We start from the raw sequence: 14,440 nt of genomic DNA, 5'->3' as shown, positions 1-14,440 counted from the left end.
TCACCGCCCCACCGCACGGAAGTTGTCCGCGCTGGCCTGGTCGCTCTGCCGGTAGTCACGGGCGCACAGGCGCAGGCCTTCGGTCAGCGCGTCCAGCCGCTGTCGCAGCCTGCCCAGGTCGTCCTCCCACCAGTGCAGCAGATTCTCCAGCGCGGTCCCGGTCTGCCAGCCGCGCAACTCCCGGACCACCTGCGCGGTCTCCGGCTCCACATCCGTCAACTCCCGGTCCAGGCCCGCCCGCAGGTTGGCCGTCACGCCGGCCTTCGCCTCAAGCAGTGCCGGGTCGACTCGTACTTCCGTAGCCATCGACACCCCTCCCCGGGTCGGAGGGTAGCAGGGCGGGCACACTACGTACTCTGTCGAGCCGGGTGGCGATCAGCTGAGCACCTCGCGGACGCGCTCCCGTTCCGGCAGGAACGAACGCCGGAGCAGCTCCTCGTCCTCGGCCGGCAGGTTGTCGACGTCGCCGTAGTCGAACGGCGGCTCGGGGTCGTACTCCAGGAACGCCTGCCCCATTCCGGCGGCCCGCTCACCCCACAGGCGTGCCGCCACCACCAGCGCGGCATCCATGCCGGCGGAGATCCCGGCGCTGGTCACGATCCTGCCGTCGACGACCCAGCGTTGCCGCCTGAACCGCGCACCGCACAGCGGCAGCTCCTCGGCGAACGCCCAGTACGTCGTCGCCGCCCGACCGCGCAGGATGCCGGCGGCGCCCATCAGCAGCACCCCGGTGCAGATCCCGAACGTGATCCGGGTGAACGGATGCACCGCGCGGATGTAGTCCAGGATGCCGGGGTCCTGCATCAGCCGGCTCGGCTGCCCGGGTCCGGGCACCACCAGCACATCCGGCCGGCGGAGCGTGTCGAAGGTGGCGGTGGGCAGGAACGCCAGCCCGTCACCGCCGGGGATCGGCGCCAGGTCGCGGCCGACGAAGTGCAGCCGGGCCGGTCGCGCGCCCGTGCGGATGGTGGCACCGAGCACGCCCAGCGGGCCGATCAGGTCGAGCGGCACCATCCCGTCGAAGACCAGGAACGCGATGTCGAGGGGCTCCTCGGTGCCGCCGGCCGGTCGGGGCTGCCCGGCGGCGGCCGGTCGTCCGGCGCCCAGCGTGAGGCCGGTCGCCGCGAGTGCGGCGCCGAGGGTCAGCATCTGTCGCCGGTTCGGGTTTTCAGGCATGGGTCTACCTCGCTCCTGTCTCGGATGGTTTCTTCGGGGAAGGTGTCGGGTGCTCGTTCGGAAGGAGGGTGCTCGTTCGGAAGGAATGCTCAGCCGAGCGGCGGTGCCGAGCCGGGCGGCCGTCGGCCGAGGCCCGGGTGGAGCTGCTGGCGGTATTCGGTCGGGGACGTCCCGAGGACACTGTGGAAGGCCCGCCGCATCGTCTCGACGCTGCGGAAGCCGCACTGCTTGGCCACCACCTCGACCGGGTCGTCGCCGGCTTCGAGGAGTTGCTGGGCGGCCTCGACCCGGATCTGCTGGACGTACCGGCCGGGACTGGTGCCGAGCACCTGGGTGAACAGTCGCGACAGGTGGCGGGGGCTGACCGAGGCACGGGCGGCCATCGCGTCCAGCGAGTGGTCCGCGTCCGGCTGCTCGGCGACCGCGTCGAGCACCACCCGCAGCGCCGACTGGCGCGAGTGCCTGGTCCGGCCGCGCACCGAGAGCTGCGACTGCCCGGCCGGCCGTTGCAGGAAGACCACCAGCCAGTGCGCGACCCGACGGGCGAGTGCGGGACCGTGGTCCTGTTCGACCAGCGCCAGCGCGAGATCGATGCCGGCGGTGACGCCCGCGGCGGTGAAGACCCGGCCGTCGCGTACGAAGATGCCGTCGGACTCGACGGTGACCGCCGGGTACCGCTCGGCGAGTTCGCGGCAGAAGGCCCAGTGGGTGGTGGCCCGCCTGCCGTCGAGCAGGCCCGCCTCGGCCAGTACGAAGGCGCCGATGCAGACCGACGCCACGACCGCGCAGTGCTCGTGCAGACGACGTACCGCGCGGGCCAGCGGTTCCTGCGCGCCGCCGGCCGGCGAGGTGTCGCAGCCCGCCACCATCAGGATGTGCACCGGACCGGCGAGCGTCTCCACGGCCGTGTGCGCGGCGAGCTGGACACCCTCCCGGGTCTGCACCGGCCGCCCTCCGGGGGAGGCCAGCCGGACCCGGTAGCCGGCACCGAGCTTGCCGGCCAGCGCGAAGACCTGTAACGGCCCGGCGACGTCCAACAGCACGGCACCGTCTCCGGCCGCGACGACCACGTCCCGATGACCGTCGTCGCGGGCGGATGAAATGCTCATGCGGCGAGTATTGGCGGGCAGGCTGGTGCCCGACAACGACCGCCAGCCCACAGATCCGGCCACGATCCCCGGGAACCGGAACCACCTACCGGACGACGCCGCCGAAACGTGGCCGGTTCACGGTGCCGGATGGTGGCGCCGCGGCTGCGAGGCCCGCCAGCCGTAGTCGAAATTCTGCGCGAACTGGCGCCACAGGGCGGTACGGCCGCTGTTCCTGATCTCCAGCATCGGCCCGGCCGACGATGTCCCGTGGTTCACGTAGAAGCCGACGAACATGACCTCGTCACCGATCTGGTAAATGGGTCCGAAGGGCAGAAAATCGTAGAGCCGGATCTCCAGATCGACTTCACCGGCCCGTCGACCTGATCCCGGCAGCCCGCTCTGGTCGTCGTGCACCATCTGCTTCAACCGCACCAGATCGGCCATCGTGGACCTGATCTTCTCCGCGCTCGCCGTGGCCGAGATGCCACGCAGCCGTACCCGCGCGGCGAGCAGGTCCGGCGGCGGATCCCGTTCCTCGCCCGGGTCCATCAGCAGTACCCGCAGGGCGAACCGTTTGTGCTGCTGTAGGTAGAGATTGCAGAGTGCGGCGACGAAGTTCTCCTCGGGGAACCAGGTCTGCTGGATCCGGATGACGGCATCCTCCGGCGCCTTTTCCAGTGCCCTGTGGATCCGCCCGTAGTCCCATCGGTCGTGCACGACGACGGACCGGGACTCGATGCTGGCCACCCCGGTCGCCAGCGTCATCAGGCCGGCCGCGAAGAGCGCCGAGGACGCGGCGGACGAGGTGGTTTCGAGTCGGGCGACCCCTGCGCTGACCGACAGCAGCGCGGCGCCGAGGGCGAAGCGGACGGAAGCGAAGCGGAGCCTGATACGCCCCATGTTCCTCTCTCCACGAAACGGCAGGACAGGACCACGGCGATCACCGCGACATCGATGCTATCGACGTCAATCAAGATCGGATCAGGTTGGGTCTGAACGCGGAGAGAATGTGCCGTCCTGGTCGACGAATCAGTGTGCGGCACACCGTAGCGGAATCGTCCGGTCATCGGCGTCCGGCCGAACGTCCGACGTGGTTCTCCGGAAGGCGACCGGAGAGGTACCGGTCTCTTCGGCGTCGCGTCCAGTCGTTGTCCAGTCGTGCTTGGCAGGGTGACTCCGGAATCAGTGCCGCATCGACGGGTCTGGCCCCGGTCGCGGCCACAGCGGAGGGAGAACCTTGGTGAGAGCCAGATTGTTACGCGGCATCGCCGTGGCGGCGCTGGCGGTGGTGGTGACCCTGCCCGGTACGGCCACGCCGGCACAGGCGGCCGTCGGTATCGACGAGATCCGGAAGGTGGGTCGGATCGCCTTCAGTCTGTTCCTGGACGCCCGTTCCGGCGAACTGACCGAGCAGCAGCTCTTCCAGGCGCTACAGGAGTTCGTCGGGGCGGTCGGCGAGGCCGAGGACGCCATCCTCTCGCATCTGGACGCGGTCGCCGCGGCACCGTGGGTCGGCGCGGCCGAGCACGCGATCCTGGAGGTCCCGTCCCTGCCCCTGCTCACCGAGGATGCGCTGCTGGACTACGCGCTGGAGGTCGCCCTGCACGCGCGTCAGGCCAAGAGCGTCTTCGACGCCGTCGAATCCCCGGTCGAGGCCGATCACCTCGGCTTCGCCATCTATTCGCTCTATTCCGTCGGACTGGAGGCGCGGATCGCCGCCGGGCTCGGTACGGCCACCTACATGCCGAACTACCGGGCGGCGATGCAGGCAATCGTCGACCGGCTCAAGCCGAGGTGTGTCTCCCGGGAGGGCGACATGGACTGGCATCCGTCGATCTATCACGTGGTGTACGAGTGCTCGACCCCGCACGGCCCGCGCACCTTCCAGGACTACCAGGTCAACGGCGAGTGGCGGGAGGGGCCGTGGACCACGGCGACGGTCGAGGCCGCGGCCGGCGCCGGTACGAGCTGGGAGCTGGCCAGAGACACGCTGCAACGGATGACCGACGGAGGAGTCTGATGATGAGGGCCAGGCTGAGGAAGGTGGCGACCCGGGGACTGGTCGCCGCGGTGGCGGCCACCGGGCTGGCGGTACCGGTCGCCCCGCGTCCCGCGCAGGCGGTGGACCCGGGGACGATCATCCAGGTGGCACAGTTCGCCTATGCCGCGTACTCCTTCTACAACGACTCGAAGAGCGGCGGGCTGACCCTGGATCAGGCGGTGACGCTGATGATCAGTGAGGTCCGCCGCTCCGAGCAGGCGATCAAGGACCACATGGACGCGCTGACCGTCGCCGAGGTCCGGGGCTGCACCGAGCACGCCATGCTGGAGTTCGTCGAGAGCCAGGACTTCTCGATGAGCCTCAAGCAGCGGTTCGCCCAGGACGCCACCGCCTGCGTCACCGCCATCAACGTCCGCTACGACGTGGTCGGGCAGAACTTCAACTTCGCGGCGATGCGCGACCTCGGGGTGCTGCTCGTCTCGCTAGGACCGGTCGCGTTGGCGGCCCGGGCGCAGGGCAACCTACAGACCGCGCAGCTGGAGCAGTACCTGATCGCGGCCTTCACCAAGATGCAGGCCACGTTCCAGGTGTTCTGCCACGAGTACTTCGACCGGTTCTTCCTGCCCATCCCGAACGAGGAGGAGGTGTGGCAGGTCTACCCCGAACTCTTCATCCCGGGCTACTTCCAGTGCGTCGAACACGGTGGCGGGCCGATGGCGAGCCGGCACGAGTACGCGTTGTGGCGCTGGGGGGCCTTCGCCGGGTACCCCGATCCGGCCAACCCCGGCCGGATGTTGAACCACTATCCGCACTACCCGGCGCTGCGCGAGGAACTCGCCGGAAGGTCGCTCTCCGGAATGCTCGCCGCCGCCCTCACCGAGCTGCGGTCCTGACCGAGCTGCGGTCCTGACCGAGCTTCGGTCCTGACGGAACTTCGGTCCTGACGGAACTTCGGTCCTGACCGAGCAGCCGCGGTCCTGAGCTGACGACGGCGCACGGCGGGGGATCCGCCGTGCGCCGTCGCGGCCGTACGGTCGTTGCCGGTCGTCGCGGTCGGGCACGCTCAGTTCCAGGGGTTCCCCGCCTGGTCGTTGATGTGCACCCAGAACCGGATGTTCGTCGGCAGGGTGCCGTGCGTCCAGAGGTTCCATCCGCTGCGGGCCCGCAGCGGCGGGATCGGCAGCCCGGGGAAGGGCCGCCGGACGAAGTAGTACCCGTCGTGGAACTCGGCCATCCGCCAGCCGGCGCCGAAGGTCGACGCGCAGATCCAGTCCGCCTCGGCCGGACTGCTCAGCCGGGTGCCGGACACCGGCGCGCTGAGCTGCACCGAACCGCCGGACCAGCCGTTGTACTGGTCCGGGGTGATTCCGGCCGGGATCGGGGCGTCGGTCTGCGACAGGCACAGGATCGGCAGGCTGGTGGTGGCCGGGGTGTCCCCCTGGTAGGGGTTGGTCTGCTCGTCCGAGCCGACCAGCACCACGTTGTCGGGTCGCTGTTCCTTGACCCGCCAGGTCATCGCCGAGTGCGTACCGGGACTGCTGGCGAAGAGGAGCAGGTTCGGCGAGCCCCGGACGTCGGAGATCACGTTCGGGGTGGCGGTGCCGGTGAGCCACGCCGAGACCTCGGCCGGCGGGGCGTTCGGGTTCCGCTCCAGATAGAGGGCCGCGGCGCCGGCCACGTGCGGGCTGGCCATCGAGGTGCCGCTGGCCACCAGGGCGGCGCCGTCCGAGGCGATCCCGGTGGAGAGGATGTCCGAGCCGGGCGCGAAGAGCGCCACGCACTGGCCGAAGTTGGAGAACCAGCTCCGGGCGTCCCCGGAGTCGCTGGCGGCCACGGTGACGACGTTCGGCAGGGCGGCCGGGGACTGGCCGCACGCGTCGACGCTGTCGTTGCCGGCGGCGACGACGTACGTCACGCCGGACGCGATCGAGTTGCTCACCGCCGCGTCCAGCGCCGGCTGCGGCGGCCCGCCCAGGCTCATGTTCGCCACCGACGGGCCGGTGCGGTTGGCGGTGACCCAGTCGACCCCGGCGATCACCGCCGAGGTGCTGGTGGTCGGCGAGCAGCCGAAGACGCGTACCGGCACCAGCCGCACCCCCTTGGCCACCCCGTACGCGGCCGAGCCGACCGTACCGGCGACGTGTGTGCCGTGCCCGTGGCAGTCGTTGGTGCCGTGGCCGTCGTTGATCGCGGTGAACCCGCCGGCCACCCGCCCGCCGAACTCGACGTGGCTGGCCCGGATGCCGCTGTCGATGACGTACACGGTCACGCCGGCACCGGTCCGGGCGTACTCGTAGACGTTGTTCAGCGGCCGGTGGTGCTGATCGACCCGGTCCAGCCCCCAGGTGACCGGGGTCTGCGTGACCTCGTGGCTGATTTGCTGGTCGGGTGCGATGTAGGAGACCTCGGGGTCGTTGCGCAGCGCGTCGACCTGGGCCGGGGTCAACCTGGCGGAGAAGCCGTTGAGCGCGCTGCGGTAGCGGTGTTCCACCGTCCCGCCCAGCGCCGTCGCCCGGGCCACCGCGCTGCCGCCGCGCGCGGCGGCAGCCGAACCCGGCTTCCCGTTGAGCACGACGACGTAACTTCCGGCGACCGCCGTGCCGGTCGCGGCGTGCAGCGGGGCGGGTCCGCCCGGCCGGGTGGGCGCGGCACCGGCCGCCGCGCCGGGCGCGACGAGGCTTCCGGCCAGCAGCGCGAGGACGGCGGCGGCCGTGACACCGCCCCACCGCTGCCATGGCCGCCGGCTCCGAACCGAGCCGGGCAGCCGAACGACATCGTCTGACATGGACAGTCTCCTTCCCGCGGAACACCGTCCGGGCCGCCGCTGGGGCGGAGCACCGGAGGGGGACCGGGGCGGCGAGTCGGGTGCGACATCGTCGTCGCGTCGCCACCACACCTCCGGGAGATCCGACCGGCAGCACCGGGTGCGTACCCGGCGATGGTGGCGGATCGACGGGCGGCGGGGCCGGGATTCCGTACAGGGGCAGAAATCGACAGACAACTGTTGATCAGTTCGTACCGCGGTCTAGGCTTCGTCCGTTGGCGGAGACCGGAGGGGTCCCAGCAGGATGGCGCACCGCTCGACCGGGCCGGTCTTCGACCAGCCGCCACTCGACGTGTCCGGGGTGCGGACGCTGCCCGACCTGGCCACGGTGCTGCGGGCACTGCGCCGCCGGCACGCACGCCAGCGCCGGGACGGCGAACTCACCTACCGCGAACTCGCCGCCCGGACCGGCTGGTCGACGGCGGCGGTGGCGGAGTATTTGACCGGCCGGACCCTGCCGCCCACCGACCGGTTCGACGTCCTGGTCGGACTCCTCGGCGCCACCCCGGTGGAGCAGGGGATGCTGGCCACCGCCCGGGACCGGGTCGCCGAACAGCACCGCCGGGCCCCGCGCCGGACCGCCAGGGCGGGCCACCGGTCGGTACCCCGGCAGTTGCCGGCGGACGTCTTCGCCTTCATGGGCCGGGACGAGCAGTTGGCCCACCTCGACGCCATCCTCGCCGGCCCGGCACCGAACGCGGTGGTGATCTCGGCGGTCTCCGGTACCGCCGGAGTCGGCAAGACCGCGCTGGCCGTGCACTGGGCGCACCGGGTGGCCGACCGCTTCCCCGACGGCCAGCTCTACGTCAACCTGCGCGGCTACGACCCGGAGCAGCCGATGCCGCCCACCGACGCGCTGGCCCGGCTGCTGGCCTCGTTGCGGGTGACCGGGGCGGAGATCCCGATCGACGTCGAGGAGCGGGCCGCCCGCTACCGCACCCAGTTGGCGGGCCGGCGGATGCTGATCGTGCTGGACAACGCGGCAACCGTCGAGCAGGTCCGGCCGCTGCTGCCCGGTACCCCGTCCTGCGCGGTCGTGGTGACCAGCCGGGACCGGCTGGCCGGCCTGGTGGCCCGGGACGGCGCCCGCCGGGTCGACCTCGACCTGCTGCCGCTGCCCGACGCGGTCGCGCTGCTGAGCCACCTGGTCGGGGCGCGGGCCGAGGCCGAGCCGGAGGCGGTCGCCAGCCTGGCGAACCTCTGCGCCCGGCTGCCGCTGGCGTTGCGGGTCGCCGCCGAGCGGGCCGCCGCGCATCCGGGCGCCACCCTCGCCGAGCTGACCGCCGAGCTGGCCGACCGGCAGCGCCGGCTGGAGCTGATGGACGCCGACGGCGACCCCCGGGCCGCCGTCACCGCCGTCTTCTCCTGGTCGGTGCAACACCTGCCGCCGCCGGTGGCCCGCACGTTCCGGCTGCTGGGCCTGCATCCGGGCGCGGACTTCGAGGAGTACGCCACCGCCGCGCTGACCGGCACCGAGCCGGCGGCGGCCCGCGCCGACCTGGAGGTGCTGGCCCGGGCCCACCTGCTGCATCCCGTCCCGACCGGCCGGTACGGCATGCACGACCTGCTGCGCGCCTACGCCGTCCGGCTCGCCACCAGCCACGAGTCCGACGCCGACCGGCGGGCCGCGCTGGGCCGGCTCTTCGACGCCTACCTCGGTACGGTCCGGGTCGCGACCGAGCTGCTCGACCTGACCGACCCGCGTCCCGCGCCCCGGGTCGACGCGCCGGCCAACCCGGGCCGGCCACTGGCGACCCCCGAGGCGGCCCGGGCCTGGCTCGACACCGAACTGCCCAACCTGGCGGCGGTCGCCACGCAGAGCGGCACCGGCGGTTGGCCCGGACACGCCGTCGCGCTGTCGGCCCTGCTCTACCGCTACCTCGACGGCGGCCACTACGCGGACGCGCTGACCATCCACGGTCAGGCGTACCAGGCCGCCGAGTCGACCGGTGACCGGTCCGGCCAGGCGCACGCGCTGCTCGGCCTCGGCGTGACGCACCTGCACCTGTGCCGGTACGAGCGGGCCGTCGACCATCTCCGGCGGGCGCTGGCGGTGGCGCGGCGGGCCGGTGACCGTACCCAGCGGGCGCGGGTGTTGACCGTCCTCGGCAACCTCGAACGGCTCCGGGGACGGCCCGAACCGGCCGCCGGCTACCTCCGGCGGGCGATGGACCTCGCCGAGGCGACCGGCGACGACGTCCAGCAGGCGCTGGTGCTGAGCAACCTCGGCACCGTCGACGCGCAGCAGGGCCGCTACGAGGCCGCGGCCGGCCACTTCGCCCGGGCCGCGGCACTGGCCCACCGGGCCGGTAACCGGCTCGGCGAGGCGACGGCGTTGACCAATCTCGGGCTGGCCGAGCAGCGGCTGGACCGGCACCGGTCGGCGGCCGACCACCTCGGGCGGGCGCTGGCCGTGTTCCGGCAGCTCGGTCACCGGCAGGGGCAGGCCAACGCGCTGGACAACCTCGGCAGCGTGCACCTGAGCCTGGGGCAGCCGCACCGGGCTGTCGAGTACTTCACCGAGGCGCTGGGGCTGTGCCGCGAGATCGACGACCGGGAGGTACGGGCCTGGGTGCTCAACGGTCTCGGTGCGGCCGCCCGCGCCACCGGCCGCCCCGCCGACGCCGTCGCCCACCACACCGAGGCGCTCGGCATCGCCGCCGAGATCGGCGCCCGGGAGCCGCAGGCCCGGGCACACACCGGCCTCGGACACGCCCACCGGGACCTCGGTGACCTGCCCCGGGCGCGGCGGCACCTGGCACAGGCGCTGACCGGCTACACCGAGCTGGACTCGCTGGAGGCCGAGCACGTCCGCACCGCGCTCGCCGCGCTCTCCGACGAGGACGGCTGAACCGGTCGACGGCGGCTGGACCAGTCGACGGCGGCTGAACCGGTCGACGGCGGCTGCATCGGTCGACGGCGGTCACGGGTTGACTTGAAGCCCGGTTGAGGTGCTGGACTCGGGCCATGATCTCGAACGGACTGCGGGTCGTCGTCACCGGTGCGGGCCGGGGCACCGGCCGTACCCTGGCACTGGCGTTCGCCGAGCGCGGCGCGCACGTCGTCGTCTCGGCCCGGGATCCGGCGGCGGCCGGCCGCACCGCGGACCTGATCGCCCGGGACGGTGCCGGCACCGCCGAGGCGTTCCGCTGCGACCTGGCCGACCCCGATTCGGTACGCGGCTTCGCGGCGGCGCTGGCCGAGCGGACCGACCGGATCGACGTCCTGGTCAACAACGGTGCCGGCTTTCTGCCCGGGGTGGAACTCGGCGACGCCTCCGACGACGAGATCGTCGACACCATCGCCGGAGCCGCGACCGGTACGGTGCTGCTCACCCGGCACCTGCTGCCGCTGCTGCGCGCCTCGGAGCGGCCGGACATCGTCAACCTCGTCTCCGCCTCCGCCGAGGTCGGCAACCACCGCCTGGCGGCGCATCCGGCGTACTACGCCGCCAAGCACGCCCAGGCCGGGTTCGCCGGCATCCTGTCGCACCGGCTGCGCGCCGAGGGGATCCGGGTGATCTCGCTCTATCCGCCGGACTTCGTGCCGGACGGGCCGCGCGGGCCGGGTGACCCGCTCACCGCCCGGTCGGTGGTGGAGTGTGTGCTCTTCGCGGTGGGGCAGCCCCGGGACTGTTTCATCCGGGAGTTCCACTTCGAGTTCGTCGGGGAATCCGACGTCGCGCAGTCGGGGCCGCCCGGACCGTAGCGTCTCGGCCGGCGGGCTGCCTCAGGGGGCGCTCGGCCCGGCGGGCGGGTCCGGGGCGTAGAACTGCGTGGTGTTGGCGACCATCGCCGCCACCGCGTCCGGGTGCTCGCCGCCGGCCACGTTGGCCGCACCCCAGGCGTTGCTGCTCAGCGTCATGAACTCGCGGGCCTCCCGGGACTCGCCCCAGGCGTTGGGGTCGGTGATGGCCTGACCGCCCAGGTAGAGGCCGAGGCCGAGCAGGGCGAGGTCCCAGCCGACGCCGACCGCGCCGGGACCGTACTCGGTCCACCGCTCCGGGTCGGTCACCGCGATGTGTTCGAGTTCGAATACGACCCGCTCGGCGCCGTCGCCGGGGGAGAGCCGTACCTCGACCTCGCTGAACCCGTCCTCGGCCGGCTCGCCGAAGACCCAGGTCAGCCTGAACAGGCGGGGCGGCTCACACCGGATGATCTCGCCGCCGGCGTTTCCCTCGACCTGGTAACGGCCGCCGAGCTTGAACTCCCCGGTGACCGGTGCGAACCACCGGGGCAGCCGTTCGGGGTTGGTGACCGCGTCCCAGAGGTCGTCCATCGACGTGTCGTAGGTCCTGCGCAGCAGGACGGTCCGGGCCTCGCCGACCGGCGTCGCGGCCCGACCGACCGTCCGATGGGTCGCGTTGATCTCGTCGACGATGTCCACCATCACTCCCTCAAGCTGGCCTTCAGTGCCGGAACGGGTGGGAGTGTATCAGGCTAAACTTATATAAGCGCAACCCTGTGCGACATCGGCGTGGCTGCCGCCGGTCCGGCCTACCGCACCCCGGCCTACCGCACCTGGACCTACCGCAACCTCGGGCCTATCGCACCCCGACGACGAACTCGGTGGACCGGCTGACGCCGCGATAGCTGACGGTGGCGGTGATCGTGGCGACCCCGGTCGCCTCGGCCCGGATGCCGCCCGACCGGTCGACCGAGACCACCCGCGGGCGGTTGCTGCGGTACCGCACGGTCGCGCCGGCCGGCAGCGGCGCGCTGGCACCCTCGGCGCGGTGGCCGTACCGGGTGTCGTCGGTCATCCCGATCGTCAGCTTCGGGGCGAGGACGGTGCCCGGGGAGACCAGCGTCGGCGCGGTCGCGGTGACGACCGACAACGCCGGGCGCAACGCCCCTCGGACGCTCACCACCGCCCGCAGCCGACGGTCGGCGTCCGCACTGGAGCGTCCGACCTGGAACGCGTACGCCCCCGGGTCGACGACGTACCGGCCGGCACGCTCGTCGAAGAAGGCGAGGTCGGCGACGGGTACCCGGAACTCCACCCGCCTGGTCTGCCCCGGGCGCAGCGAGACCTTCTCGAAGCCGGCCAGCCGCTTGGCCGGACGTTCCAGGCCGGCCGGGGCACCCGGGGTGGAGACGTAGAGCTGCACCACCTCGGCGCCCGGCACCCGACCGGTGTTGGTGACGTTCACGCCGACCCGGACGGTGTCGTCGGCGTGCGCCGTCCGGCGGTCCACCCGCAGCTTCGAGTAGCCGAACCCGCTGTAGCCGAGGCCGTGGCCGAACGGGTACGACACCTCGCCGTCGAAGTACATGTACGTCCGCCCGGGGCGCCCGTCGCCGCCGCGGATCGCGTAGTCGTCGATCGGCGGGAGCTGCCCGGCGTCCCGGTACCAGGTGAACGGCAGGTGCCCGCTCGGGTTGCGGGCCCCGAGCAGTACGTCGGCCAGCGCCTCGCCCTTGCGCTGTCCGTTGTGCGAACTCCACAGGATCGCCGGCACGGCCGCCTCGAAACCGGCCACGTCGACCTGGCCGACGGTCTCCAGATAGACCACGGTGTTCGGGTTGCGGGCCGCCACCTGGCTGATCAGGGACGCCTGCGCGCCCGGCAGCGCCAGTGTCGACCGGTCGACGTCCTCCCGGGAGTGCCGATCGTCGGTGCCGGCGTACACGATCACCGCGTCGTAGTCGGCGACGGCCGCCACCGAGGCCGGGTCCACCTCGGCCAGGCTGCCCGGGGTGACCCCGGGCAGGTGGTCGACGACCGCGCCGGGGTTGATCCGCTGGATCGCCGCCCTGAGCCCCTGGTAACCGTTGACCTCGTTGGCCTGCCCGGCGCTGGCCTGGATGCTGGAGTAGCCGCCGAGGTACATCGTCGGCGGGTTGGCGTAGTAGCCGAGCACCGCCACCCGGTACGGCCCGGACGCCGGTACCCGCAGCGGCAGCAGCGCGGCCCGGCCGGCACGTGTCGGCCGGGTCTTCGGGGCCTGGTTCTTCAGCAGCACGATGCCCTCGGCGGCGACCTCGCGGGCCGTCGCCAGCCGGGCCGGGGTCTGGGTGACCGCGCCGTTGGCGTCCGAGTTGGTCCAGGTCCCCGGCGCGACCCGGGACCGGGCGGCGGTCACCCACGGTACGTCCTCGGGCCGGTCGAACTCGCCGAGCCGGATCCGGGTGGTCAGCAGCCGGACCAGCGAGGCGTCCACGTGCTCCTCGGTGTAGCGCCCGTAGGGGGTGTCGACGCCCCGGGCGATCGCCTCCGGGATGGTGTTGGCGTAGCTCCACTCGTCGTGGTAGCCCTGCTGGCAGTTCAGGTCCTCACCGGCCGCGTTGGCCCAGGCGTGCCGTTCGACGTGGTCCAGCGGGGCCGGGTGGCCCGGCGGCTGCCAGCGGTGGCCGTGCTGGATCTCCCGGATCGAGTCGCAGTCCGAGGTGAAGAAGCCGTCGAACCCGAAGGTCTGCCGGGCCAGCTCGTCCATCAGATAGCCGCTGGCCGAGGTCGGTACCCCGTTGAGCCGGTTGTACGAGGTCATGATGGACGCCGGGGAGCTGCGCTCGACCACCTCCCGGAACTGCGCGGTGTAATACTCCCGCAGCGTCCGGTCGTCCATGTTCGCGGTGCCGCGCAGCCGGTCGAACTCGCTGTTGTTGGCGGCGTAGTGCTTGAGCGTGGTGCTGGTCTTCAGATATCCGCCGCTCTCCGGCAGCATCCGGCCGGACCGGTCCTTGCCCTCCATCCCGTTCACGAACTGCGCGGCGAGGGCGGCGGTGAGCAGCGGGTCCTCGCTGAACGCCTCGTCGTTGCGGCCCCAGCGCGGATCGCGGGCCAGGTTGACGGTGGGGGAGTAGAAGTTCAGGTCCAGCCGGTTGTCCCGGACCACCTCCCGGGCCTCGTCCGAGATCAGGGTGGCCTCCCGGTGGACCAGGTCGGGGTTCCAGGTGGCGCCGAGGGACAGGTCGACCGGGTACGAGGTGGTGTTGACCAGGATCGGCGGGTTGGCGTTGTGCAGGGTGCCCTCCCGGGCGACCCCGTGCCCGGCCTCGTTCCACCAGCCGTAGGCGGCGATGCCGAGCCGGGGCAGCGCTGCGGACTGGCTGCTGACCATCTGGGCGGCCTTCTCGGCGAGGGTCATCCGGGAGACCAGGTCGACCGCCCGTTCCCGTGCCGAGTAGGACCGGTCCAGGTAGATGGCGCTGCCGTCGCCGCTGGTCCCGGTGGGGACCGCCGCCTCCGGCCCGGTCGCACATCCGCTGCCGCTGACCAGTACGACGGCGACCGCCGTCGCCGTCCAGGCACGCGCTCGCATCCCGCCATCCCCCTCCGCCGGTCCGGTGGACCCCGGGGCGAAGGTAGGACGGATATCGATGACCGTCAAGGTATTTGGGCATC

11 protein-coding genes are annotated in these 14,440 nt (G+C 72.4%); 4 read left to right on the top strand and 7 right to left on the bottom strand.

The window, feature by feature from the left end:
• From C6W10_RS25735 to C6W10_RS25720, 4 genes are all read right to left on the bottom strand, one after another.
• Positions 1 to 306, bottom strand: a complete 306-nt coding sequence (locus C6W10_RS25735; RefSeq protein WP_159104745.1) for a WXG100 family type VII secretion target — start codon at positions 304 to 306, stop codon at positions 1 to 3.
• A 69-nt stretch (positions 307 to 375) separates the two neighbouring features.
• Positions 376 to 1,176 carry a DJ-1/PfpI family protein gene (locus C6W10_RS25730; protein WP_107261214.1) on the bottom strand — a complete coding sequence of 267 codons (801 nt, stop codon included), beginning with the start codon at positions 1,174 to 1,176 and terminating at the stop codon, positions 376 to 378.
• A gap of 89 nt (positions 1,177 to 1,265) precedes the next feature.
• Positions 1,266 to 2,285: a GlxA family transcriptional regulator gene (locus C6W10_RS25725; protein WP_234361428.1), complete on the bottom strand. Its 1,020-nt coding sequence runs from the start codon at positions 2,283 to 2,285 to the stop codon at positions 1,266 to 1,268.
• 117 nt (positions 2,286 to 2,402) lie between these two features.
• Positions 2,403 to 3,167 carry a hypothetical protein gene (locus tag C6W10_RS25720; protein WP_107261210.1) on the bottom strand — a complete coding sequence of 255 codons (765 nt, stop codon included), beginning with the start codon at positions 3,165 to 3,167 and terminating at the stop codon, positions 2,403 to 2,405.
• A gap of 340 nt (positions 3,168 to 3,507) precedes the next feature.
• On the opposite strand from C6W10_RS25720, the gene C6W10_RS25715 reads away from it, so the two are divergent.
• Positions 3,508 to 4,287 (top strand): hypothetical protein, encoded by a 780-nt coding sequence (locus tag C6W10_RS25715; RefSeq protein ID WP_159104744.1) that lies wholly within the window; start codon positions 3,508 to 3,510, stop codon positions 4,285 to 4,287.
• The gene (locus C6W10_RS25710) at positions 4,287 to 5,162 is read left to right on the top strand and encodes a hypothetical protein (RefSeq protein WP_159104743.1); all 876 of its coding nucleotides are present in this window, start codon (positions 4,287 to 4,289) and stop codon (positions 5,160 to 5,162) included. Before C6W10_RS25715 ends, C6W10_RS25710 begins: the two co-directional genes overlap by 1 nt.
• 170 nt (positions 5,163 to 5,332) lie before the next feature.
• Here the strand turns inward: C6W10_RS25710 and C6W10_RS25705 are convergent, their stop codons facing one another.
• Positions 5,333 to 7,054, bottom strand: a complete 1,722-nt coding sequence (locus C6W10_RS25705; protein ID WP_107261204.1) for a S8 family peptidase — start codon at positions 7,052 to 7,054, stop codon at positions 5,333 to 5,335.
• A gap of 283 nt (positions 7,055 to 7,337) precedes the next feature.
• On the opposite strand from C6W10_RS25705, the gene C6W10_RS25700 reads away from it, so the two are divergent.
• Both C6W10_RS25700 and C6W10_RS25695 read left to right on the top strand, forming a co-directional pair.
• Entirely contained in the window at positions 7,338 to 9,944 is a 2,607-nt protein-coding gene (locus tag C6W10_RS25700) for a tetratricopeptide repeat protein (RefSeq protein ID WP_107261203.1), read from the top strand.
• A gap of 116 nt (positions 9,945 to 10,060) precedes the next feature.
• Positions 10,061 to 10,801, top strand: coding sequence for an SDR family oxidoreductase (locus C6W10_RS25695; RefSeq protein ID WP_107261201.1), 741 nt, complete (start codon positions 10,061 to 10,063; stop codon positions 10,799 to 10,801).
• Between the two features lie 21 nt (positions 10,802 to 10,822).
• Here the strand turns inward: C6W10_RS25695 and C6W10_RS25690 are convergent, their stop codons facing one another.
• Both C6W10_RS25690 and C6W10_RS25685 read right to left on the bottom strand, forming a co-directional pair.
• Entirely contained in the window at positions 10,823 to 11,482 is a 660-nt protein-coding gene (locus C6W10_RS25690; protein WP_107261199.1) for an SRPBCC family protein, read from the bottom strand.
• A 154-nt stretch (positions 11,483 to 11,636) separates the two neighbouring features.
• Positions 11,637 to 14,357, bottom strand: coding sequence for a glycoside hydrolase family 3 C-terminal domain-containing protein (locus tag C6W10_RS25685; RefSeq protein WP_107261197.1), 2,721 nt, complete (start codon positions 14,355 to 14,357; stop codon positions 11,637 to 11,639).
• Between the last annotated feature and the right edge of the window lie 83 nt (positions 14,358 to 14,440).

This window comes from Plantactinospora sp. BB1 (genome assembly GCF_003030385.1).
In the GTDB taxonomy this organism is placed as follows: Bacteria; Actinomycetota; Actinomycetes; order Mycobacteriales; family Micromonosporaceae; genus Plantactinospora.
Note: the sequence above shows the minus strand (reverse complement) of the source record. Positions and strands in the feature narration are given on the sequence as shown.

Excerpts from the sequence above, each read along its gene's own strand:
- C6W10_RS25735 (WP_159104745.1), bottom strand. The coding sequence starts at position 306 with ATGGCTACGGAAGTACGAGTCGACCCGGCACTGCTTGAGGCGAAGGCC.
- C6W10_RS25730 (WP_107261214.1), bottom strand. The coding sequence starts at position 1,176 with ATGCCTGAAAACCCGAACCGGCGACAGATGCTGACCCTCGGCGCCGCA.
- C6W10_RS25725 (WP_234361428.1), bottom strand. The coding sequence starts at position 2,285 with ATGAGCATTTCATCCGCCCGCGACGACGGTCATCGGGACGTGGTCGTC.
- C6W10_RS25720 (WP_107261210.1), bottom strand. The coding sequence starts at position 3,167 with ATGGGGCGTATCAGGCTCCGCTTCGCTTCCGTCCGCTTCGCCCTCGGC.
- C6W10_RS25710 (WP_159104743.1), top strand. The coding sequence starts at position 4,287 with ATGATGAGGGCCAGGCTGAGGAAGGTGGCGACCCGGGGACTGGTCGCC.
- C6W10_RS25705 (WP_107261204.1), bottom strand. The coding sequence starts at position 7,054 with ATGTCAGACGATGTCGTTCGGCTGCCCGGCTCGGTTCGGAGCCGGCGG.
- C6W10_RS25700 (WP_107261203.1), top strand. The coding sequence starts at position 7,338 with ATGGCGCACCGCTCGACCGGGCCGGTCTTCGACCAGCCGCCACTCGAC.
- C6W10_RS25695 (WP_107261201.1), top strand. The coding sequence starts at position 10,061 with ATGATCTCGAACGGACTGCGGGTCGTCGTCACCGGTGCGGGCCGGGGC.
- C6W10_RS25690 (WP_107261199.1), bottom strand. The coding sequence starts at position 11,482 with ATGGTGGACATCGTCGACGAGATCAACGCGACCCATCGGACGGTCGGT.
- C6W10_RS25685 (WP_107261197.1), bottom strand. The coding sequence starts at position 14,357 with ATGCGAGCGCGTGCCTGGACGGCGACGGCGGTCGCCGTCGTACTGGTC.